The sequence below is a fragment of the Clostridium polyendosporum genome (genome assembly GCF_018332455.1).
Classification (GTDB): Bacteria; Bacillota; Clostridia; order Clostridiales; family Clostridiaceae; genus Clostridium_AY; species Clostridium_AY polyendosporum.
Map to the genome: position 1 here is coordinate 168,734 of NZ_BOPZ01000004.1, position 22,489 is coordinate 191,222.

The 22,489-nt window shown below is 31.2% G+C and carries 20 protein-coding genes; 2 read left to right on the forward strand and 18 right to left on the reverse strand.

Annotated elements, in window-relative coordinates; translation table 11 throughout:
- Window positions 1-250: 250 nt before the first annotated feature.
- The 9 genes from manZ to CPJCM30710_RS04030 form a co-directional block, all read right to left on the reverse strand.
- Window positions 251-1,072, reverse strand: a complete 822-nt coding sequence (manZ, locus tag CPJCM30710_RS03990; protein ID WP_212902878.1) for a PTS mannose transporter subunit IID — start codon at window positions 1,070-1,072, stop codon at window positions 251-253.
- Window positions 1,073-1,085: 13 nt separating this feature from the next.
- Window positions 1,086-1,856, reverse strand: coding sequence for a PTS mannose/fructose/sorbose transporter subunit IIC (locus CPJCM30710_RS03995; protein WP_212902879.1), 771 nt, complete (start codon window positions 1,854-1,856; stop codon window positions 1,086-1,088).
- Between the two features lie 32 nt (window positions 1,857-1,888).
- Window positions 1,889-2,362: a mannose/fructose/sorbose PTS transporter subunit IIB gene (locus tag CPJCM30710_RS04000; protein ID WP_212902880.1), complete on the reverse strand. Its 474-nt coding sequence runs from the start codon at window positions 2,360-2,362 to the stop codon at window positions 1,889-1,891.
- Between the two features lies 1 nt (window position 2,363).
- On the reverse strand, window positions 2,364-2,783 hold the full coding sequence (locus CPJCM30710_RS04005; RefSeq protein WP_212902881.1) for a PTS sugar transporter subunit IIA: 420 nt from the start codon (window positions 2,781-2,783) through the stop codon (window positions 2,364-2,366).
- A gap of 312 nt (window positions 2,784-3,095) precedes the next feature.
- A complete protein-coding gene (locus CPJCM30710_RS04010) occupies window positions 3,096-5,870 on the reverse strand; it encodes a sigma-54-dependent transcriptional regulator (RefSeq protein WP_212902882.1) in 2,775 nt (924 codons plus the stop codon).
- 265 nt (window positions 5,871-6,135) lie between these two features.
- Entirely contained in the window at window positions 6,136-6,933 is a 798-nt protein-coding gene (locus tag CPJCM30710_RS04015) for a Cof-type HAD-IIB family hydrolase (protein WP_212902883.1), read from the reverse strand.
- Window positions 6,934-7,025: 92 nt separating this feature from the next.
- Window positions 7,026-7,328 carry an AzlD domain-containing protein gene (locus CPJCM30710_RS04020; RefSeq protein WP_212902884.1) on the reverse strand — a complete coding sequence of 101 codons (303 nt, stop codon included), beginning with the start codon at window positions 7,326-7,328 and terminating at the stop codon, window positions 7,026-7,028.
- Complete coding sequence (locus CPJCM30710_RS04025; protein WP_212902908.1) at window positions 7,325-8,074, reverse strand: AzlC family ABC transporter permease; 750 nt, start codon at window positions 8,072-8,074, stop codon at window positions 7,325-7,327. The genes CPJCM30710_RS04020 and CPJCM30710_RS04025 overlap by 4 nt, the downstream gene beginning before the upstream one ends.
- A 628-nt stretch (window positions 8,075-8,702) precedes the next feature.
- The gene (locus CPJCM30710_RS04030; RefSeq protein ID WP_212902885.1) at window positions 8,703-9,482 is read right to left on the reverse strand and encodes a flavodoxin family protein; all 780 of its coding nucleotides are present in this window, start codon (window positions 9,480-9,482) and stop codon (window positions 8,703-8,705) included.
- A gap of 121 nt (window positions 9,483-9,603) precedes the next feature.
- On the opposite strand from CPJCM30710_RS04030, the gene CPJCM30710_RS04035 reads away from it, so the two are divergent.
- Window positions 9,604-10,101 carry a MarR family winged helix-turn-helix transcriptional regulator gene (locus CPJCM30710_RS04035; protein ID WP_212902886.1) on the forward strand — a complete coding sequence of 166 codons (498 nt, stop codon included), beginning with the start codon at window positions 9,604-9,606 and terminating at the stop codon, window positions 10,099-10,101.
- Between the two features lie 28 nt (window positions 10,102-10,129).
- Window positions 10,130-11,326: an MFS transporter gene (locus CPJCM30710_RS04040; protein WP_212902887.1), complete on the forward strand. Its 1,197-nt coding sequence runs from the start codon at window positions 10,130-10,132 to the stop codon at window positions 11,324-11,326.
- Window positions 11,327-11,410: 84 nt separating this feature from the next.
- Here the strand turns inward: CPJCM30710_RS04040 and CPJCM30710_RS04045 are convergent, their stop codons facing one another.
- From CPJCM30710_RS04045 to CPJCM30710_RS04085, 9 genes are all read right to left on the reverse strand, one after another.
- A complete protein-coding gene (locus CPJCM30710_RS04045; protein WP_212902888.1) occupies window positions 11,411-11,923 on the reverse strand; it encodes a PTS sugar transporter subunit IIA in 513 nt (170 codons plus the stop codon).
- A gap of 129 nt (window positions 11,924-12,052) precedes the next feature.
- Window positions 12,053-12,844, reverse strand: a complete 792-nt coding sequence (locus CPJCM30710_RS04050; protein WP_212902889.1) for a MurR/RpiR family transcriptional regulator — start codon at window positions 12,842-12,844, stop codon at window positions 12,053-12,055.
- 231 nt (window positions 12,845-13,075) lie between these two features.
- On the reverse strand, window positions 13,076-14,401 hold the full coding sequence (locus tag CPJCM30710_RS04055) for a 6-phospho-alpha-glucosidase (RefSeq protein WP_212902890.1): 1,326 nt from the start codon (window positions 14,399-14,401) through the stop codon (window positions 13,076-13,078).
- Between the two features lie 695 nt (window positions 14,402-15,096).
- Window positions 15,097-16,245 carry a YibE/F family protein gene (locus tag CPJCM30710_RS04060; RefSeq protein WP_212902891.1) on the reverse strand — a complete coding sequence of 383 codons (1,149 nt, stop codon included), beginning with the start codon at window positions 16,243-16,245 and terminating at the stop codon, window positions 15,097-15,099.
- Window positions 16,246-16,598: 353 nt separating this feature from the next.
- On the reverse strand, window positions 16,599-18,335 hold the full coding sequence (locus CPJCM30710_RS04065; RefSeq protein ID WP_212902892.1) for an NADH-dependent [FeFe] hydrogenase, group A6: 1,737 nt from the start codon (window positions 18,333-18,335) through the stop codon (window positions 16,599-16,601).
- Between the two features lie 25 nt (window positions 18,336-18,360).
- Window positions 18,361-20,154 carry an NADH-quinone oxidoreductase subunit NuoF gene (gene nuoF, locus CPJCM30710_RS04070; protein ID WP_212902893.1) on the reverse strand — a complete coding sequence of 598 codons (1,794 nt, stop codon included), beginning with the start codon at window positions 20,152-20,154 and terminating at the stop codon, window positions 18,361-18,363.
- A 15-nt stretch (window positions 20,155-20,169) separates the two neighbouring features.
- Window positions 20,170-20,571 carry a (2Fe-2S) ferredoxin domain-containing protein gene (locus CPJCM30710_RS04075; protein WP_212902894.1) on the reverse strand — a complete coding sequence of 134 codons (402 nt, stop codon included), beginning with the start codon at window positions 20,569-20,571 and terminating at the stop codon, window positions 20,170-20,172.
- The gene (gene nuoE, locus CPJCM30710_RS04080) at window positions 20,568-21,083 is read right to left on the reverse strand and encodes an NADH-quinone oxidoreductase subunit NuoE (protein ID WP_212902895.1); all 516 of its coding nucleotides are present in this window, start codon (window positions 21,081-21,083) and stop codon (window positions 20,568-20,570) included. The genes CPJCM30710_RS04075 and nuoE overlap by 4 nt, the downstream gene beginning before the upstream one ends.
- Before the next feature lie 584 nt (window positions 21,084-21,667).
- The coding region (locus CPJCM30710_RS04085; RefSeq protein WP_212902896.1) for a glucose PTS transporter subunit EIIB at window positions 21,668-22,489 on the reverse strand (822 nt) is incomplete at its 5' end.

A 22,489-nucleotide genomic window follows, 5' to 3' on the forward strand; every position in this document is an offset into this window, starting at 1 on the left:
GTATTTCTTTACTATTGTTTTTACCAATCATACAATAAAAATATAATGCATTATCTTTACTTTCCCTCAGCTAACCCATATTCATCATTAAAAGATGCATAAAGCCTTATTTAGTATAATATTTGATTTATCCTACATAATTAACATATCATCTTTTAAATAATTTTTAAAATAAATATAAAAAACAAAAGGCTAAATGCTGGATTTTTAATTATATCCTTGCAATTAACCTTTTGTACATTTTAATAAATTATTTTAATATTCCAAAAGCGTATCCTAAAATACCAACAGCAAATAATCCAAATATTAATATAATAGCATTTACTTTTTTCTTTAATAAATTCATACATAAGAAAGTTAATAATAATGGTAATAATCCTGGTAGTAACTGATCTAATATATTCTGAACTGTTGTTATTACTTCTTTTCCGTCTGCACCTTTAACTACTGATACTACTAATGGTACATTCATACTTGTCCACTTTGATACTAACGCACCCATTACAAATAGTCCTAGAATTGAAGCTCCCTCTGTTAACTTTTGAAGCTTATTTCCACCCATATCAGAAACAACTTCTGTTCCTTTTTCATATCCGTACTTTAATCCAAACCACTTTGTTGATAATCTTAAAACATTAAATAATACAAAGAATAGTATAGGTCCTAATATATTTCCTGCCATTGCTAATGATGCACCTAAAGCAGCTGTTACCGGTCTAAATGTTCCCCAGAATAGCGGGTCACCCACTCCAGCAAGTGGTCCCATAAGCCCTACTTTTACACCACTTATTGAAGCATCATCAATTGGAGCTCCATTTGCTCTTTGCTCTTCCATAGCTGCAGTTACACCCATAATTGGATTTGCTATAAATGGTTGAGTATTAAAAAACTCTAGGTGTCTTTTCAATGCTGCTTTTAACTCTTCGCCCTTATATAATTTCTTTAATGCTGGAATCATTGAAAAACAATATCCTACTGCCTGCATTCTTTCAAAGTTAAAAGAACCTAAAAGGAAATTTGAACGAATAAACATACTTACTATATCTTTTTTATCTAATTTCTTTTCACTCATTGCTTTTCCCTCCTTATATAACATCTAATTCATCAACAGCTGCTGATGCTGCATTGTATTTTGGACTTTGTTGAATATAAATTATTGCACCAACTGTACCTAATATACCTAATGCTACTAGGTTAAAACTTGTAAATGCTGCTATAACAAATCCTAAGAAGAAGAATGGCATTAAGTGTTTTGCTTCCATCATATTAATTACCATTGCATATCCAACAACTACTATAAATCCACCTGCTACTTGTAATCCTCTTGTAATAACTTCTGGTATTGCAGCTAACAGTAGGTTAACTCCTTCTGTTCCAGCTACCGCTGCTACTAATGCTGCTGGGATAGCTACACGTATTGCTTGAATTCCTAAAGCTGCTATATGGCATCTTTCTATTCCTGCTAGATTTCCATTTTCAGCATGTTTATCTGCTCTATGTTGGAAAAATACGGCTATTGTTCTTGCAAATATTGTCATTACCTGTCCTGCTGCTGCTATTGGAATAGCTATTGCTATACCTGCGCCTATTGATTGCTTTCCTACTATAACTAATATTGTAGAAACTACGCTAGCTAAAGCTGCATCTGGTGCCATTGCTGCTCCTACATTCATCCATCCAAGAGCCATCATTTCTAAAGTACCACCTAAAATAATTCCTGTTTTAAGATCACCACACACAAGTCCTATTAAAGTACATGCAATTAATGGTCTATGTGTTTGTCCTTCATCAAGCACACTTCCCATACCTGTTATACATGCAATAATTACAACTAAAATAATTTGAATAGTACTCATAACTTAACAACCTCCCAATAAATTCTTCATTATTAAATTTTTGTCATAATATCAACTTTTGGATCAGAAGCAAGTTTTCTTATCTCTAATTCTACTCCCTTTTCATTTAGCTTTTTAAATGCTTCAACATCTTTCTTATCTACTGAAACCGCACCAGTAATTTGAGTTTTACCTTCTTTAAAACACATTCCACCTATATTTACTGATTTAATATCTACTCCACCTTCAACAAGTCTTAAAACATCTGTTGGATTTGTGAATAAGAACATAGTTTTAAAGCTAGCATATTTCGGATTTTTGTAAACTTCTATAACTTTATCAATTTCTAATACGTGAGCTTTAACTCCTGGAGGAGCAACTTGTAGTAAAAGAGTTTTTCTTAAATTATCATTTGCCACCTCATCACTGCAAACAAAAATTCTATTACATCCTGATACCTTTGTCCAAACTGTTGCTACCTGACCATGAATTAACCTGTCATCAATTCTTGCTAAAGAAATTTCCATTTTATAATTCCTCCTCTTCATCACCTTCGATACTTGATTTAAATGATTTTACTGAATCTTTTACAGCATTTTTAGCTGTCTCTACTAATTCTGATACGCTTAGAAAACTTCTTGAACCATATACTTCAAGAAGCATAGGTAAACTTACACCTGTTACTATGTCCATGTTTTCATTGTTTATTGCTATTCTGCTTGCTGCATTAAATGGGCTTCCTCCAAATAAATCAACCATAAACAGTACTCCCTGACTACTGTCTAAACTTTCTATAACTTCTGTGTACTTTTGTACTAAACCATCAGCACCTTCACCTGGTTCAAATGTAACCACGCCTACATTTTCCTGCTTTCCAAATATCATCTCAGATGATCTTACTATTTCTTGTGAGAACTTACCGTGGGTACCTACTACTACTGCTACCATTCTCTTCCCTCCTATATTTTTTCTTTGTGCTTATTTATATAGCAACTACCGTGCCAACTTTGTGTATCAAAAACTTTTAATATTGTAAATTATTGGTATCACTAGTTTTTTCAAAATTAGAAAACGTATTCTTTGATACTGATTCTTTATTTTTGATACACATTAATACTGTTTATAAATATTTTTAATACTAAATACGCATATTAATTCATTAATAATCATATTCAATCATTAATAATCAAAAAAAAGCATACATTTTAATATTTTGTACAGAATTCTAAACTAACTTAAGAACTTTTTATCAATATTTAACTAACTTAACATTTCATAAATAAAGAATTTTTCATCCATTGTTATTGATAGTCTTAATGTATCTTCAAAAACTTTACAAGCTTTATCCACTGAACTAATTATACATTGATTAAATTGAGTTTTATCCCCACTATAATTTAAACCATCATTAATTACCATTCTTTCTAAAGAACATCCTACATGAACAGCTATTTTAAATTTCACAGGATTACTAAACTCTGTTTTTAGTTCGCTCTCTAATACACTTATAAATTTTAGTAATACACTAATTATTTTATGTGGATTTAAATAAGTTAAAAATTGTTTCAAACTATTTTCACATAAGTCTTCTACAACAACATTTTCTTTTTTTGGTGATATAGATATATTGTTGTTAAGAATAACTTCTTTTAAAAATTTCTCACCATTTCCATCAATAAGCATTTCAAGTGGAATAAATGGCATTTCTATATTAGGCTTTTTTATTCCAATTGCAGCTATAATATCATGTTTTTTCCCTATTTCTTCAATTTTTTTATCTAAATCAGATAATCCTACTGTAATAACTGTTATTCTTTCTTCTGTTAAATTGTAGACAATATCTTCAACAAGCTCTTTTAACTTAACTGCTGTTCCTTTACCACTTGAACATATAGTAACAATAACTTTATTACTGTAATCTTTTATTTCCTTTGCGCTATTGGCATAACCTTTAAAGTTCTTTAAAGAATTATAAATATCTTCAAGATTCATACCAAAAATATTAGTCTTTCTTGCAGCTTCAAGCACTAACGGAGTAGAAACCATATCAATAGTTTTTATCCTTATACCTGTTCTTTCCATAATTACTGATTCAAAATTGCATAAGGAACCCATATCTACAAGTAATAATACACCTTCTCCCATATCTATCTGCTTTACTTTTTCAATAATTACTTCTAATATATCTTTTGGACTTACCTCTAAAGGCATATCAACAGAATAAACAATACCTTCTCCTAAAAGTTTATTTGTTACATTAGCCATACTACTTGCTGTACTGTTTCCATGAGCTACTACTAAAATTCCTACCTTTCCCTCACTAACTTCTTCTACTGAACTAAGTAGAACTGTTATATACGCTACTTCAACCTCTGAAACAATAATCTTATAATTTTCGTCTATAAGTTTTTTTATCTTTAAAGCCACTTTGAATTCTTCTGGTCTATCTTTAATAACACTTTCAATATTTGCATAGTTAATACTTTTTTCATTTCTTACTCTTTTGAAAAATGCACTTAAATGAAGACTTAATGCATATACAAATCTATCGCTATATGTTCTTTTTAAATCTTTTTCTGCTATTCTTTTAATTTTTTCTGAAAACTCTAATATATCCTTCTCAACTATCTTAAGGATTCGTTCTCTTTTATCCTTATCCTTATTAAATCTATCATAAAAACTCTTAATATGAATATTAATATCCGTAATTATAAATTTATTTATATATTCAGTATCCATTCCTTCATCTTTTAATACACTTGCTTTGTCTTCTATTATTTTATATAGATTAAATGGAGGTTCATATGGATCTTCTTCTAAAATAACTTTATAACCTTTAGGAGTTACTAATATAGGAGATTCTATTATCCTACCTATTTGTTCTAACTCTTTGCGCCTATTTCCTATATTAAACAATCCATCTTTTATTTTTGAAGGAAGATTTTTAAAATCTAATTCTATACTTTCATCATTACCAATACTATTTAAAAAACCTCTAGCACATATAAGTTGTATATTTGATTTTAATTGCCCTACGTTTCCATATGAAGAGCTCCCTATTAATGCCCTTATAACTTCACTTGATACCTTAATAGGTTTATTAACTCTATGAGATTCTTTTGATAATAGATATTTTATAATATCTATCTTTTCCTCAACAGATCTTTCTTCTAGTGATGGTATATTTATTATTATTGGAATTCTTCTTATGAAAGTTTTAAGCATATATGAATTGGGGTCTTCCGTGGTTGCTCCTACAATTAGTACATTAGCTTTTCTAGTTCTTTCTGTCTCACCTAACTTGTTATAAGTACCTGTATCCATAAAATAAAAAATCATTTCTTGTCCTTCTGGAGGTAACCTATGGATTTCGTCTAAAAATAAAATCCCTCCATTAGCTTTTTCTACAAGTCCATGTTTCTCACAGTCTGCCCCAGTAAAAGCTCCCTTAATATGTCCAAAAATATGTGATAATAATAATTGAGGATTATTATAGTAGTCTGCGCAATTGAATATAATAAATGGCGATTTTTCATCTAACTTTTTTGCATACCTTGCGTAATTATACATCATATTAGCAAATAAGGTTTTACCTACACCTGTTTGTCCAACAATAAGTGTATGAAGACCATTGGGGGGATATAGTACTGCAGCTTTTGCTTGCTCTATTGGATTTTTTAAACTAGCTTGAGCACCTATTAACAAAGCAAAAGGATCTTGATCTTCCTCTTTTACTTCTTCATTGGCAATTATTTCATTTATATTACTAATCTCTATAGGTTCATCTGGTAATTTAACACTAAAAACTTCTTCAAAAGCCGCTTTATGAATATAAAGAACTGGTCTTCCTTTTATTTTTATTATTTTCCCTAACCTATGCAGCTCATTAAGTTCTTTACTTACATTATTTCTTAAAATATTTAAATCCTCTGCAATTTCTGTAGCTGTAACTCCATTGCCTATTAGCAATTCTTCCGATTTCAAATTTCTTGTCTTTTTTTCTAAATAGTCATAAATCCTATCAATCCTCTTCATGTGTACCCCCTTTGTATATAGATAAAGAAATTTATAAATTTTATAAAATACTTATTATTTAGACTGCTTATTTACTAATTTTAACAAATATAAATATGAAAGAAAAGTCGAATTTATTGGTAAATTAATGCATAAATGTGTAAAACCTAAAATAAAATTGAGTAGTCTTCAAGGCTGCTCAGTTTTAGTCCGATTTCACTTTATGAAATAATAGATAGTAAATAAACAGTACCTAACCTTCTAGATTAAGTACTGTTTAATATATTTAAGCTTCTTTTTTTAGAACTTTATTCTTAATTACTTCCACTACACCATCTTCATCATTGCTTTTGGCGATAAATCTTCCATATTTTTTAACACCCTCTGGTGCATTTACCATAACATAACTATGATAGGCACTTTGAAGCATATGAATGTCATTAAAGTAATCCCCAAACACCATGGTTTCTTCATGACTAACCCCAAACTTATCTTGTATAAATTGGATAGCAACACCTTTGTTTATGTCACTTCTTCCTAAGTCTAACCAATTTTCTCCGGATACTGTAACCTGTAATATTTCTCCCCATTTTGGATTCATAATTTTATTTGAATTCTGAGATGCTCCTTTTAAATCATACAAAGCAATTTTTAAAAACTCATCTTTTACTTCTTCTAAGTTATTTACTAACTTGTTTTTATGATAATACTTATTTACTTGTTCCATAAATTTCGGTTCATCATCTTCTATATAAGCAGAATTTTTACCGCATAACACTATCTTGCAATCTTTAATTTTTCTTGCATCTTTTATAATATCCATAGCTATTTTATTAGATAAGGTTTTTGAAAATAGCTCTTTTCCTCTATAGACTACAAATGAACCATTTTCAGCAGCAAACATAATATTATCCTTTGCTTTAGAAAAATTCTCTACAAGAGTAGCATATTGTCTTCCACTTGCGGCTACAAACATAACACCTCGGTTAGTCAAATCCTCTAAAACCTTAAAAAAACCCTTAGGTAACTCCCCACTACTATTTAGTAACGTTCCATCCATGTCCGTAGCTATTAACTTTATCATTTATATTCCCCCTATGCCGTTGGTATTACACTGTCTATTATATCATATATAGATAGTTATATATTTATAGGTAGAAACTTCTAGTAGTATTCTTATAAAAACAATTGAAAAATGTAAACAGCCAAAACAGCACTTATAGCTACTTTCATCAACCCTTGTTCAAAATATGCTAAAACTACTGCAACTATCATACCAATTAATGCAGAATATGTATTTCCAGTTGAAGATAGTATATTAGGAAAAGTCATAGCTCCTAAAACTGCAAAAGGCATATAATACAAAAATGACTTAAAAAACCTTGAGTTCAATTTATTTTTAAAAATTATAATAGGTAGAACTCTTGGTATATATGTAACAAGTGCCATTAAAAATACGGCTATTAATATTCTGCTCATATTTCATCATCCTCCTTTGGAAAGAAAGCTGCACCTATACTTGACGCAATAATAGTTGAAATAACAATACTCCATCCCCCACATATTTTTTTTAAATACGGAATCCAAGTACAAATTAAGCTAATAAATACTGCAGCGATTACAACTATCAAAGCCTGTTTTGACTTTTTTGCTGTTGGGATGATAAGAGCAATAAACATAGCATATAACGCTATTCCCATTGAACTTTGTAACTTCTCAGGCAATATTGAAGTTGATACTGCTCCTAATAAGGTTCCAAAAAGCCATCCAAGATATGGATAAGTTATAGTTCCCATCATATATCCAAAGGTAATGTCTTCTTTTTCTAAAGAAGCAACTGTAAATGTCTCATCAGTGATTCCAAAAGCCATAATGCATCTTTTAACCATTGGCATGTTAGATACAATTTTCTGAGAAAGTGATAATGACATTAACATATATCGGATATTTATAACAAATGTAGTTAATGTAATCTCTAACATTGATCCACTTGCTATTATTAAAGAAGTTCCTGCAAATTGTCCTGCAGATGTAAAATTGGTTAATGATATTAGAACAGCAGTCCAAACTGGCAAACCTCCATTAACTGCCATGAGTCCAAAGGTAAAAGAAACTGGTATGTACCCTAATGCAATAGGAATTCCTTGCTTAATACCTCTAGTGAATCCGTATATACTTTGTTTTTTTAAATTTACAATTTGCTCATTAGTTGCGTTCTGTGAAATACTCAATAATTATAACCTCCTAATTTACATACTTAAATTACCTTACTAAAGATAAACAACTTCAATCCTTAATCAATTCAGGAAAATAGCCTCGACATGCAATGCTTTTTTCTGAATTATAAGTTCAGTTATGAAGTTGTTTATCTATATATACATAAATTCGAACCTTAAAAAATTCATGAAAATAGCCTGGACATGTAATGCTTTTTCATGAATTACAGGTTGAGTTATGAAGTTGTATATCTATAGCTTGAGTCAGGCTCCACTTCATGAGATGACAACAAATCAAAACAAGAGCATCTAACTCGAAAGATTAGATGCCATTTAGCGTAAAATTGTATTTATCTGAGCTATATTTAGCTTTATTTACTTATTAATTTTATTATTCTAAATATCAACATCCATAACTTGAAAAAACGCCTTAAATTCAATATATTTTTACTGTATGATTATAACATATGTTATCAAAGACATATAAAAATGAGAATTACGACATCATTAAAATAACTTGATATTTCTCTTAATTTCTTGTCCTATCTAGAACTATAGTCAATATTAATAATTTTTTAACGTGAAAAATATTAAATATTATCATGGAAATATTACAAAAAATTTATCTTTCTAGACGTTATTTATCTTTAGCTATATTGATCTCTAAGATTTTTGTAATTAGCCTAGCTACTATTTTCTTCAGTATATTTACTCTCGCTTCAACATAATAGTTTTTTCCCACTTCAAGCCAACCTTTTTCTCTCCAAAACTTAGCATCAAGTGTTGATTCATCATTATTTCTATAATAATTTTGATTATATTGAAAAGCTGTCAAACTAGTAATACTTGGTGAATATTTTTCACTTTCAATTACTGCCTTATAGAATTTTGCTACTGCCTTATCTATTTGTTTAAAATATTTTTCTGGTATTGAGTGAATGGAGTTTGTTCCCATGACAATGCCAACTTTACTTGTTATATGAAACCCCCAAGCTGAAACCGCTAAACTAAGAGAACTAAATAGTTGAAAAAGTCCTGCAATACCTGTAGTTGATACAAGCAAAGCCTTCTTGTTATAGAACAAAGGACGATGACATATATAGGCTAAACGATCAATAAAATTCTTCATAATTCCTGAAACATTTGCTACATATGTGGGACAAGCAAATATTACTCCATCTGATTGAATCATATTTTCAGCGATTTTCAGGGTATCATCTTTAAGAGGACAGTGTGCTTCCCCCTTATTAAAACATGAAGTACAACCTAAACACATTTTAATGTCAGCGTCCCGAAGAAAAAGATAATTAAATTGAATGTTATGATCAAACTGTTTTAGTCTTTCTTCAATCATTTTAGTTACTAGAAAAGTATTACCCTCTTTTCTAGGGCTTCCCATAATAGCAAGTATCTTCATTATTTCACCCTACCCTTCATGTAATTTTCTTATCTATAAATTAGAGATAAATAAACTTAATCTCTAGGAAATTAAATTTATTAAATTGTTACATAATAAAATCAATAAGAAGCTAACAAACTTGACAAAATTAATTGATATAAATATAATTGTCGTGACAACTATATTGAAGGAGATGCACAAGATGAAAATGGATGAATCTATGGGTTTTATTCTTAATGTTACTACTAGAAAATTTCTACAGCTCCTATCACTTAAATTTAGCTTATATGATATTACGACAGAACAATGGTCCTTACTTAATCTATTAGAAGACTATAACGGCATAAGTCAAAAAGATTTAGCTAAGCGATCCGAAAAAGACCCAGCAAACGTAACAAGAATATTAGATCAATTAGAGCGAAAGGGATTAATTAAAAGAATACCAAACTTAGAAGATAGAAGATCCTTTTTGGCGTATATAACTGATGAAGGAATTGAGTTAAATAAAAAATTAATTCCTATAGAGCACGATGTTGTAAACATAGCGTTAAATAATTTATCTGATGAAAAAATAGCTTTACTTAGAGAATCACTAAAGGAAATAACTACAAATATAAATAACTATACTAATGACTAAATTATAAAATAGAATGGAGAGATGAATTTTGCAAAAACAAGCTTTATGGAACCGTAATTTTTTAGGTATTTGTTTTACCAACTTTTTTTTATTTATGACTATGTATAGTCTAATGAATACACTACCTATTTTTGTGACAGATGTACTTAAAGCGGACAAGCAACAAGTTGGTCTTGTTGTAACTCTTTTCCTAATCGGTGCTGTTCTCATTCGTCCTTTAGCTGGAAAATGGATAGAAAACCTTGGACCAAAGAAAATTCTTCTGATATCACTTACTTTATTTATGATTTCAAATGTTATAGATATTAAAATAAAAAACTTTTTTCCCCTTCTTATTTTACGTTTTATTCAAGGTATTGGATTCGGAATGGCTACAACTGCAACAGGAACTATCGTAGCAGACCTAATTCCTGACAATCGTAAAGGAGAAGGAATAGGCTACTTTAATATGTTTATGAGTCTAGCAATGGTAGTTGGTCCATTTTTAGGTCTCACTGTTATATCACATTATAACTTTACTATCTTTTTTACTATATGCTCTATTTTTTGCTTACTTGCTTTACTATGCGGAAATATAACTAAAACTCCAGAACATATATCTAATAAAAAAACCAAAACTAATAAATCATTACAATTGAAAGACTTTATTGAACCAACTGGTATTCCTATATCTTTAATTAGTTTTGTTCTTTCATTTGGATACTATGGAAGCATTGCTTTTATTACTCTTTATGCAAAAGAAATTAGGTTGGCTAATGTTTCAAGCTTTTTCTTTGTAGTTTTTGCTGTGATGATAGTGATATCTAGACCATTTTTTGGAAAGCTATTTGATAAACGTGGTGAGAACATTGTTATTTATCCTGGCTTTTTACTATTAGCAATAGGACTAATAGGATTGAGTAAGACACATACACCTTTTATGTTTTTAGCTTCTAGTGGAATAATCGGTCTAGGCTTTGGAGCACTCTTTTCAAGCCTGCAAGCACTAGTATTAAAAGCCGCTCCTGCTCATCGAAAAGGTTTTGCAACCGCAACATTCCTTTCATTTTGGGACTGTGGCTATGGATTGGGGTCATTTCTCCTTGGTCTAATTTCTGTATATACAGGCTATTCCATCTTATGCGTTGTATCTTCTGTAATTATCTTGTTTGATGCTTTATTATATTACAAACTACATCATAGAAAGACAGTTACTTTCGTAGAACACACTAGTAAAGCAGCTTAATTTATACTGGTCTGAAAGGATTTTAAAGGGTATCCCTATTAAAGGATACCCTTTGCCCATTCGGTAGATAAAAAAATTAATCATTTATATTAATTCGCATCTTAACACTAAATCTTTACAAATAACTTCTGAGTCACACACTTTAGAAAACTTCTGTATTTTATCTTCATAGTTAGTAACAACTACTGGTGTTACAATTTCTTTATTATTTTCTTCTATAAAATTAATATCAAAATTTAATAAGTGATCTCCTACTTCTACAAAATCACCAGCCTTAACTATCACTTGAAAACCTTCCCCATTAAGTTCAACAGTTTCTAGTCCTACATGAATAAGAATTTCTAATCCCTCTGCAGTTTCAATTCCGATAGCATGTCTAGTAGGGAAAATTTGTACTACTCTACCTTTTACTGGAGAGAACAATTTTCCGTTCTTTGGAATAACCGCAAAGCCATCACCTACCATCTTTTGAGCAAATACTGGATCAGGAACCTCCGTAATATTTATAATTTCTCCGTTTAAAGGTGAAAATATCTCAACAATCTTTGGTTTTGTATCCACAACCTTTGATTTTGATTTAAATAAATTTTTAAACATACCTTTCATCTCCATTCATATTCAATTTTAAATATTTATATTTCTAGCTTATTTAATAAAAATTTCATATGTTTCTATGCTCTTGAATCATCCAAGGAGATATTAGCAAGTATGTTCTTCTTCTAATGTTCATCTCTCAACTTTTATTGATTGTATATTATTCTCTTGCTCCTGCTCCTGTATATAGCTAATATACTGTCTAAACAGTGATTCAATTAAGATAAAAAACATTGAACAACTTTCATAGCTCAAACCATTGCTTAAATTCATATTTGAAGTAGTTACATATAAGTTGTGTGGTGTCGTTCTCGAAAGCTTGTTATTACTAAGCTTTGTAATAGAAATATATTCAATACCTTTCATTGTTAATTCATTTATACAACTATGCAAAGATGTTGTATTGCCTGATAAGGAAACAATAATAACAACGTCGTTCTCTTTTATACTAGACATTAATACTTCAAATTCACGATATCCCTCAATTACATAAAAATATTTATGTGCTGATAAAAAAGATCGCTTTAATTCTTGTGCAACAGCTATCTGAGCTGTACCCGTACCATACACAAAAACTCTTTCAGCATTATATATTAATTCGCAGATACTTGTGAAATCCTTTTCTTTGATAAGTTTTATAGTTTCATTTAGATCCGTATACAGCTTTTCAACATAATCAATTTCTTCGTTGTCTTTTTCCTCTTCTTGCCACTTTAAATGTACTCGAAATTCACTATAACCCTTAAAACCTAACTTTTGTGCAAACCGGAGAATTGTTGTTCTAGATACATTACATTTTTTAGCAAGTTCATTAATCCCCAGATTACAACATTCTACTTTATTATTTAAAATATACTTTAAGATGTATAAATCATTTTCATTTAATTTATTATAATTATTGTTAACTAATTCTTCTAATCTCATAATACATTTACCCCCTTGTTACTTACATTATATCAATATTTTATCGTAAATAACAAATTGGTACAGATAAATGAAGTAAAAAGTACAAAATATAATAAGATATTTTGTACTTTTTTGTCCATTATAGATAAACCACTTTATAACTATATTCACTTACTGTAATTTCACGAAGTAAAATCTCATTAAAGCTAACGGATTGAAGTTATTTATCTTTAGACAATGAGGATAATCTTACTTTAACTCTGGCCAAAATTCTCTATTAGCTTCAATTAAATCATCTAAAATGTTCTTTGCAACTTTAGCACTTGGAACTGTTTTAGATAATGTGATAGCTTGCCATAACTTTTGGTAAGACTTTTCTGCCCATGCTTCTACTACTAATTTCTCAACAGATACTTGCTGTTCCATTAAACCTTTTTGGAATTGTGGAATCTTTCCTATTACAAGTGGTTCTGGACCATTACTGCCTACTATACAAGGAATCTCAACCATTGCTGTTGGATCAAAGTTTTCTATTGCTCCATTGTTCTCAACAATTAATAACATTCTTTCTTGCGTGTTATAGGCAATTGCACGTGCTAAGTCTACAATGTAAGAAGCATGCTCATCAATATGCAGTGCACAACCCTCAGTTGATTGATCTTCTATTACCTTTTTACATTCACCAAATACAAACTTTTCACGACCATCCATTACTTCATTTGCTCTTGTATATTCTTTATCAGAATGTTCTACTACGTAATCTGGGAATAAGTAGTACTTTAAATATGTGTTTGGTAAAGTACTTGGATCTACTGCATATACATCACGTGCTTTAGTGAATGTATCATTCCAGCTAGCATCTGTATGTTGATTTTCATTGATGTCAACATTATAACCGTATTTTGCTACATGTTCTTTAATCTTTGGCATTAAATCATTGCCTTCTTTATCAGTAATGCTTGACCACCATCCGAAGTGGTTTAATCCATAGTAGCGTACTAACATATCTTTACGAGATTCTAATCCTACAATTTTAGCCATATGTTCTTCAATTCCTACTGGCATATCACAGATATTTAATATCTTTGAATTTGGTCTTAATTTACGAGTAGCTTCTGCTACAATTGCAGCTGGATTAGAATAGTTTAACATCCATGCATTTGGAGAATACTTTTCCATATAATCGATTATTTCAAGTATTCCACCGATTGAACGCATACCATATGCAACTCCACCTGGTCCACAAGTTTCTTGACCTACAACGTCATATTTTAGAGGAATCTTTTCATCTAATTCACGCATTGCGTATTTACCTACACGTATATGTGCCATAACGAAATCTATATCAGTAAATGCTTCTTCTGGATCTACTGTTGCTAAAAATTCAATCTCTGGTGCCTTTTCTTTTAAAAGTATTTCACATGCCTTTGCAATAGTATCTTGACGTTCCTTATCATTATCATAAAATTTAATTTTACGAATAGGGAACCTATCTAAATTATCTAATAACATTAATACAATCCCTGGTGTAAATGTACTTCCTCCGCCTGCAACAACTATAGAAAACTTTTTCATAACCATTTCCTCCTTATACTCATACCCTTTATTTTATTCTTATTTAAAATTCTTCCATCCATTTAGATAAACAACTTCAATCTTTAATCAATTCAGGAAAATAGCCTCGACATGCAATGCTTTTTCATGAATTATAAGTTCAGTTATGAAGTTGTATATCTATAAGTAAACTTTTTAATAAAACACTATTTTAAAATATAACTATACATAAATTCCTTCATAAAACTTACGTTTCTTTTGTAAAACTTTCTTGAAAGCACTTTCATTGATTTTATGATAACAAATAACGAAAACCGTTACAATACAACTAAACCAATCAGTTCTTAATTCCTCTAGTTGTGATTATTCACACTTTCAGGGAATTTTCACTGACTAAATTCTAGCTATTGACACTTTATTATGGTACCAATACTTAAACACCTACTCTTTATTTTTTTATACAAAAAAGACCAGCATTGAGCATTAAATTGATATCTCAATACTGGTTTTTCTAACTAAATTTAATATTTTTGCAAGTAACTTAGCTAAAATTCCACCTAAAATTACTTTTATCACAACCTCTTAACTAGAGCTCACTTTGTGAAATAGAAACAAATTAAAATTCATAATTATTAGATGATATAAAATCACTTTTAGCTTATACAACTAATAAAAGAATTGAGTTAAATATAAAAGTTTATATTTATGTATCTTCTTTAGTTCACCTCTAAACTATCTGGTAACTCTTGAGTGATATTATTTTTTCTTTCCGCAAGTAGTGACGATATGCCTACGGTTATAGGTATAGCGCAAACCAACCCTATGCTTCCAGAAAGAGCTCTTAAGATTTCTGAAGCTATTAATTCTTTATTTATTACTTCTGATGCAGACATATTATAAGCCACAAATAGCAGTATCATTTGTATTGAACTCCCAACATATGCAAGTATTAAAGTGTTGGACATGGTTCCCATTATGTCTTTGCCTATATTCATTCCAGAAGTTATAAGATCTTTTTTTGACATTTTTTTATTCACTTCTTTTAGCTCAAAAATTGCAGAAGATATAGATATTCCTATGTCCATTACTGCCCCTAGAGATCCCATTATTATTCCCGCAAACAGCAATCCCTTCAAATCTATTTTTATAGGGGCATTGATAAGAAGTTGAGCGTCTTCATTAGCAAAGCCAGTGATATTTGCATATTTTCCAATGATTAAAGAAATAACTCCAGCTATAATTACACCACTTAATGTACCGAATAGTGCAGATAGAGTTTTATTATTTAAGCCACTCGTTATAACAAGTGTTGTTATTGATATTAGGACGCAGGTTAAGATAGATGCTCCTATAGGGGAATACCCTTTTATTATCATTGGTATAAATACCTTCCATATTGTGAAGCCTGTTATCACTAATGTAATAAGTGACTTAACACCCTTGAGTTTCCCAATAATAATCATTAATAACGCAAAAATAAGAACTAAATATAGTAGATAGGTGTCTCTCGCCATATCTTCGATGTTTACACCAAGGTAATTGCCATTCTTATCTTCCATTATTAATACTAAAATAGTATCTTTTTCATGAATGTCAAGATTATAAGCTAAGTCAGATCTTATGGTATTTTCTATAGTAAGTACTTTACCTTTGTATTTTCCATTTGTAACTTGCACCGTTATTATTTGCCGTATATCTCCCTTGTTTTCAGATATCCCTGTAGAATTGTTTTCTTCTTTAACCCCCACAACCTTTGCTCTAGCAGAAATGATGTTTGGGTTGTCCAAAGTATCGGCTTTAACATTTAACGTGCTGATATTAATAGTACAAAATATTATAAATAGAAATAACAGTATCTTTTTCAACAATAACCACCCCGTTTTAAAAAATTATTAAAATAATACTCACAACTATTTTTAGATTATAATATAAAAAGTATTAGAATTGTTTGTATTTAAGAAAAGTATACAATTTTTTAACTTGTTTAATTCTCCCTTAAATAGCTCCAACACTTAATTTACTCATTTTTAGTGCTTTTCCAAAATTCTTAATTCAGTTATGAAGTTGTGTATCTATAGATTTTAGTCAAATTTCACTTCGTGAAATAACAGCAAATAAAATGACCGCATTATTTCTTCATAATACAGTCATTTTATTAATGGAGATGATGCACATCACATAATATCGCATTATACTATAATATTTGCTGGATGTTTTATTAAAATTTATCTCTTTTTACGTAATGGGTATGAAGAAGTTCATGACTTAAATATCCATTAGGCTTACCAAGAAATTCTTTATAAACTTTAAGTATATATGGATTCTTATGTGACTTTCTTATAGGCATTTCTTTATCCTCTTCATAAATAGCTCCCGCTCTTTCACACTTAGCATTTATAATAGCTAAATCATTAGAATTTAGTATAGGCTGTCCTCCACCGGTTACGCACCCTCCTGGGCATGCCATAACCTCAATAAAATCAATTTTCATTTCTCCACTTTTCACTATTCTCAGAAGTTCTCTCGCATTACCAAGTCCATGAGCTACTGCTGCAGTAACCTTTTTACCATTTTGCAGCTCAATCTCAGCTATCCTTATACCATTAATTCCTCTAACTACTTCAAAATCAATGTTATCTAATTCTTTATCTCCAGTAATCTCATAAATAGTTCTTAAAGCAGCTTCAGCAACCCCTCCTGTGGCACCAAATATCACAGAAGCACCAGTAGACTCTCCCAGTGGATTGTCAAAATCCTCGTCCTCAAGATTTACAAAATCTATACCTGCCTCCTTAATCATCTGAGCTAACTCTCTAGTAGTTAGTACATAGTCTACATCCTGCATATCATTATTAGAAAGCTCTTGTCTTTGTCTCTCAAACTTCTTTGCTACGCATGGCATTATGGATACTACTACAATCTTTTTAGCGTCTATGCCCATCATTTCTGCAAAATAAGTTTTAATTAGCGCACCTTCCATCTCATGAGGAGATTTACAAGTAGATAAATTGTTAAGCATCTCTGGATAAAAATGCTCAACGAACTTAATCCATCCAGGACAACAAGATGTCATAAGAGGAAGATTTTCTTCTCTTTCTAGCCTACTTAATAATTCTGTACCTTCCTCCATTATAGTAAGGTCAGCAGCAAAATCTGTATCAAACACCTTATAGAACCCTAAGTTTCTTAAAGCTGATACCATTTTCCCAGTAACTCTTGAACCTATTTTAATACCAAATTCTTCGCCTAATGCTACTCTTACTGCAGGAGCTGTTTGAACTATAACGTACTTATCTCTCTCTCCTAATACCTTCCATACGTCATCTACATTATTCTTTTCACTGAGAGCACCTACCGGACAGGCCATTATACATTGACCACAATTAATACATACGGTATTTCCTATACCCTTATCATAAGGTGCTTCCACCTTTGTATTAAAACCTCTTTTAGCAAAACCAATGGCATATACAGTTTGTACATCAGAACAAGTGCTTATACATCTACCACAGAGTATACATTTTTCCGCATCCCTTACTATAGAAGTAGAAGATAAATCCAACGGTTTTGAAATCCTTTCTCCTTCATATTTTATTTCTCTTACATTAAGTTCTTTAGCACAACTTTGAAGTTCACAATTCTCATTTCTAATGCATGTAGTACACTCTCTCTTGTGATTAGATAATAGAAGTTCTACTACCATTCTTCTGACTTCTCTTACCGCAGGAGTATTAGTTTTTACGACCATTCCCTCTTCTGCTTCTAAAGAACATGATGCAATAAGTTTTGATCCTACTTCTACTACACAAATTCTACAGGCTGAACACTTATTAACATCTTTAAGGTAACAGAGGCTTGGTATTTTGATACCTATACTTCTTGCTGCTTCTAATACAGTAGTTCCTTTAGGAACCTGTATTTCCTTATCATTTATTTTAAGCGTTACTATTTCCATCCTATTCACCTCCAACATTATGAAATTATTTCTTTTCAATTGCCTTAAATGGACACTTATTTACACAAGAACCACACTTCACACACTTACTTTGATCTATATTATATGGATGTCTAATCTTTCCACTAATTGCATTCACAGGACATTGCCTAGCACATAAACTACAACCTCTACATTTGTCAGGATTGATACTGTATTCTACAAGTGCTGCACAAACGCCTGCTGGGCACTTCCTCTCTACTACATGAGCTATATATTCATCTCTAAAATACTTTAATGTTGATAATACTGGATTTGGTGCTGTTTGACCAAGTCCACAAAGAGATGCTACTTTTATTTGCTTTGCTAGTATCTCCAATTTCTCTAAGTCCTCTAACGTCCCCTTCCCTGTAGTTATCTTTTCTAAAATTTCAAGCATTCTCTTAGTACCTATTCTACAAGGAGTACACTTACCACAGGATTCATCTTTTACAAAATCAAGGTAGAATCTTGCTACATCTACCATACAATTATCTTCATCCAATACAATCATTCCACCAGATCCCATCATAGAACCTAGGCTGCTTAATGTATCATAATCAATTGGTACATCAAGATTTTCAGTGGTAATACATCCTCCGGAGGGTCCACCAGTTTGAACTGCTTTTAAACTTTTCCCATTAGGTATACCCCCTCCTATATCATAAATAACCTCTCTCAAGGTAATCCCCATAGGAACTTCTACAAGGCCTGTGTTAGTGATCTTTCCACCTAGCGCGAATACCTTTGTTCCTTTACTCTTTTGAGTACCTATACTTGAAAACCAATCAGCACCCTTTAAAATTATCTGAGCTATATTTGCGAAAGTCTCAACATTATTGATAACACTCGGTTTTTTCCACAATCCACTTTGAGCAGGAAATGGTGGTTTTGGATTAGGCATTCCTCTCTTTCCTTCAATAGAATTCATAAGTGCAGTTTCCTCACCGCACACGAATGCACCAGCACCTAGCCTTATATCAATATTAAATTTAAAATCAGTACCTAAAACATTATCACCTAGAAGTCCATATTCTCTTGCTTGTTTTATGGCTGCTTTTAATCTTTCAACAGCTAGTGGATACTCAGCTCTAACATATATATACCCTTCACTAGCACCTATAGCATAACCTCCTATAGCCATAGCCTCTAGCACTGCATGTGGATCTCCTTCTAAGACAGAACGATCCATAAAAGCACCCGGATCTCCTTCATCAGCATTACAAATTATATATTTTGTATTATTAACCTGTTTAGCAGCTAACTCCCACTTTAGTCCTGTAGGAAATCCTCCGCCTCCCCTCCCTCTTAACCCTGATTTTTTAAGAATTTCTATAACCTCTTGAGGAGTTAATTGAGTTAAAACCTTTTCCAGAGCCTTATATCCATCAACAGCAAGATATTCATCTATGTTTTCTGGATCTATTACTCCGCAATTCCTTAGTGCTATTCTTACTTGCTTTTTATAAAATTCAACATCATCTAAGGATCTTATTCCATAGTCTTGAAGAGATTCAAAGTATGCCAGTCTTTTTACTATTCTACCGTTTACCAGATGCTCTTCCACAATTTCAGCTACATCCTTTACATTAACCTTACTGTAAAAGGTTCCCTCAGGATAAACCATCACAATAGGTCCAAGTTCACAAAGACCTAGACACCCTGTTCTTATTACCTCTATTTCATTTTCTATTATATGCTTTTTTAATTCATTCTTTATAGAGTTGGTTATATCCATTGCGCCTTCTATGGAACATCCTGTTCCTCCACATATAAGTACCTGACCACGAAATAAATTCATTCTAACCCCTCCATCTTAGCCATTTAATACTGTATAATCATTTAATACTTTGCCTTCTACTACATACATAGTATATTCATCAATTACATTACCATCCTTAATATGTTCTCTTACCATTTTTCTAGCCCTAGAAGCACTCATTTTCACATAAGTAACCTTTTGCTCACCTGGCATAATAACCTCTACTACAGGTTCTAATTTACATATACCAATACATCCTGTTTTAACTACTTCTACATTAGTAATTCCTAATTTATTAAGTTCTTCAATTATGGTCTCTAGAACATATTTTGCTCCTGCTGCAATGCCACATGTAGCCATACCTACTGTTATTCTAGGATTTTTTCTATCTCTACCTTGATTAACCTTCTCAAAGGTCTTCTTTCTTATTTCATCTAATTCTTGTATTGTCTTCATAATTGTTCCTCCCTCTCTATATACTCATCCAGAATTCTTCTGACATCTTCTAGAGTTACTTTTCCATATACTTTATCATCTATGGTCATTACAGGAGAAAGTCCACAAGCACCAAGACACCTAGTAGCTTCAAGGGTAAATTTCCCATCTGAAGAGGTTTTACCTATTTCTATATTTAATTCTTGCGACAATCTATTAAGAATGATTTGTCCTCCTTTAACATAACATGCAGTACCAAGACATACTCTTATAATATGTTCTCCCTTTGGCTCTAAAGAGAAAAAATGATAGAAAGATGCTACACCATATATTTCTGTCATTGGAATATCTAGTCCCTCAGAAATAATCTGAAGAACTTCTTCCGGTAGATATCCATATAACTGTTGCACAGCATGTAGCACAGGAATTAATCCTCCTTTTACCTCCTTAAACTCCTCAATGATTTTTATTACTTTCTCGTTTCTTTCATCATTGTTACTATTTTCACAACAACACCTATCATTACTTGACACTTCCAATCTCTCCTTTATAATTATTTACCGTTCAAAAAATGTACTAGTAGAAAATACATATCGTCTTTCTATGCTATTATATTGTTTCTTCAGTAGTCATTTATAACATTATTTCCCTTTTAAATTTTTAATATCCTTAAATATAATTTTTCTTACTGTATAAATTTATTGATATTTTCTAATATAAAAGTGAACATTTTTATCATTAATATATATTTTGAAGTATTGTTGTATATGAATAACAAAATTTATTTATAAAGGCTTAATAGTTAAAATGGAACATTATAAGAAGAATACTAATTTAACTGAGGCATTAAATTATCCACTCGAAACTATTCTTAAATCACTACATTACACTATACTGCCATTAAAATTTATACTAATTTATCAATAGATCAAACATAATTTAAACTTCTAGAAACAAAAAAAGGCTATGACAAAGGTATAAAAATACTTTTATCATAGACTCTTTTTCCCTGAATATATTTCCTTACTACTCCATTAATATAGATAAAACTGAGCAGGCCAGATGCCTGTTCAGTTTTAATAGTACAAATGTCGACTAAGTTTACTTACTTATATATTTATCTACTGCCAAGTAAACTTTCAAATTCTTCTCTTACTTGAGGGACTGATAGTCCAACAATAACCTGAATAGCTTTTCCGTTTCTCACTACGCCATGCGCACCAGCTTGACGGAATACATTATCACCTGCTAGTTTAGTTTCATCTTTTACAGATATACGAAGACGAGTTGCACAATTAGTAACATCTTGAATATTTCCACTTCCACCTAATGCTTGTAAAAACTCCATAGCTTTACTACCTTTTTGTACTTCATTACTTTGAGCAGCTACAGTTCCTGCTTGTCTTGCCTTGTAATCAGCTTTTGTATAAAGCTTTGCTTCCTCATTATCTTGTTCACGACCTGGTGTTGCAAAGTTAAACTTCAGAATCGCATAACGGAATACAAAGAAATAAATTGCTGTAAAACATAAACCAATTCCTATCTGTGTTAGATACGTACCTGGATGGTATTTAAATAGTGGCAACCAGTTTTGTGCTGCCCAGTCAATTATTCCACCACCAAAGTTACCTACTACTCCAAAGGCAAATGAAGTTGCTGCTAAAGTTGCTGCTAAGACTGCATGTACACCAAATAAAGCTGGTGCTATAAATAAGAAAGTAAATTCAAGTGGTTCTGTAATACCAGCTATAATTGCTGTTAGTGTAGATGGTATAAGTAAACCTGCAACAACTTTCTTCTTTTCAGGTCTAGCTGTTGCATAGATCGCTAATGCAATACCAGTACATCCAAAGACTTTAGATGATCCATGTAGTGCAAATCCACCTGCAGGGAACATTTCTTTTAATGAATGTGCAGTTGTTGCAAACTCAGGTAAGTG

What these genes read in the sequence shown, in the direction of transcription:
- manZ (WP_212902878.1), bottom strand. Translation starts at nt 1,072, where the DNA reads ATGAGTGAAAAGAAATTAGATAAAAAAGATATAGTAAGTATGTTTATT.
- CPJCM30710_RS03995 (WP_212902879.1), bottom strand. Translation starts at nt 1,856, where the DNA reads ATGAGTACTATTCAAATTATTTTAGTTGTAATTATTGCATGTATAACA.
- CPJCM30710_RS04000 (WP_212902880.1), bottom strand. Translation starts at nt 2,362, where the DNA reads ATGGAAATTTCTTTAGCAAGAATTGATGACAGGTTAATTCATGGTCAG.
- CPJCM30710_RS04005 (WP_212902881.1), bottom strand. Translation starts at nt 2,783, where the DNA reads ATGGTAGCAGTAGTAGTAGGTACCCACGGTAAGTTCTCACAAGAAATA.
- CPJCM30710_RS04010 (WP_212902882.1), bottom strand. Translation starts at nt 5,870, where the DNA reads ATGAAGAGGATTGATAGGATTTATGACTATTTAGAAAAAAAGACAAGA.
- CPJCM30710_RS04015 (WP_212902883.1), bottom strand. Translation starts at nt 6,933, where the DNA reads ATGATAAAGTTAATAGCTACGGACATGGATGGAACGTTACTAAATAGT.
- CPJCM30710_RS04020 (WP_212902884.1), bottom strand. Translation starts at nt 7,328, where the DNA reads ATGAGCAGAATATTAATAGCCGTATTTTTAATGGCACTTGTTACATAT.
- CPJCM30710_RS04030 (WP_212902885.1), bottom strand. Translation starts at nt 9,482, where the DNA reads ATGAAGATACTTGCTATTATGGGAAGCCCTAGAAAAGAGGGTAATACT.
- CPJCM30710_RS04045 (WP_212902888.1), bottom strand. Translation starts at nt 11,923, where the DNA reads ATGTTTAAAAATTTATTTAAATCAAAATCAAAGGTTGTGGATACAAAA.
- CPJCM30710_RS04050 (WP_212902889.1), bottom strand. Translation starts at nt 12,844, where the DNA reads ATGAGATTAGAAGAATTAGTTAACAATAATTATAATAAATTAAATGAA.
- CPJCM30710_RS04055 (WP_212902890.1), bottom strand. Translation starts at nt 14,401, where the DNA reads ATGAAAAAGTTTTCTATAGTTGTTGCAGGCGGAGGAAGTACATTTACA.
- CPJCM30710_RS04065 (WP_212902892.1), bottom strand. Translation starts at nt 18,335, where the DNA reads ATGGAAATAGTAACGCTTAAAATAAATGATAAGGAAATACAGGTTCCT.
- nuoF (WP_212902893.1), bottom strand. Translation starts at nt 20,154, where the DNA reads ATGAATTTATTTCGTGGTCAGGTACTTATATGTGGAGGAACAGGATGT.
- CPJCM30710_RS04075 (WP_212902894.1), bottom strand. Translation starts at nt 20,571, where the DNA reads ATGAAGACAATACAAGAATTAGATGAAATAAGAAAGAAGACCTTTGAG.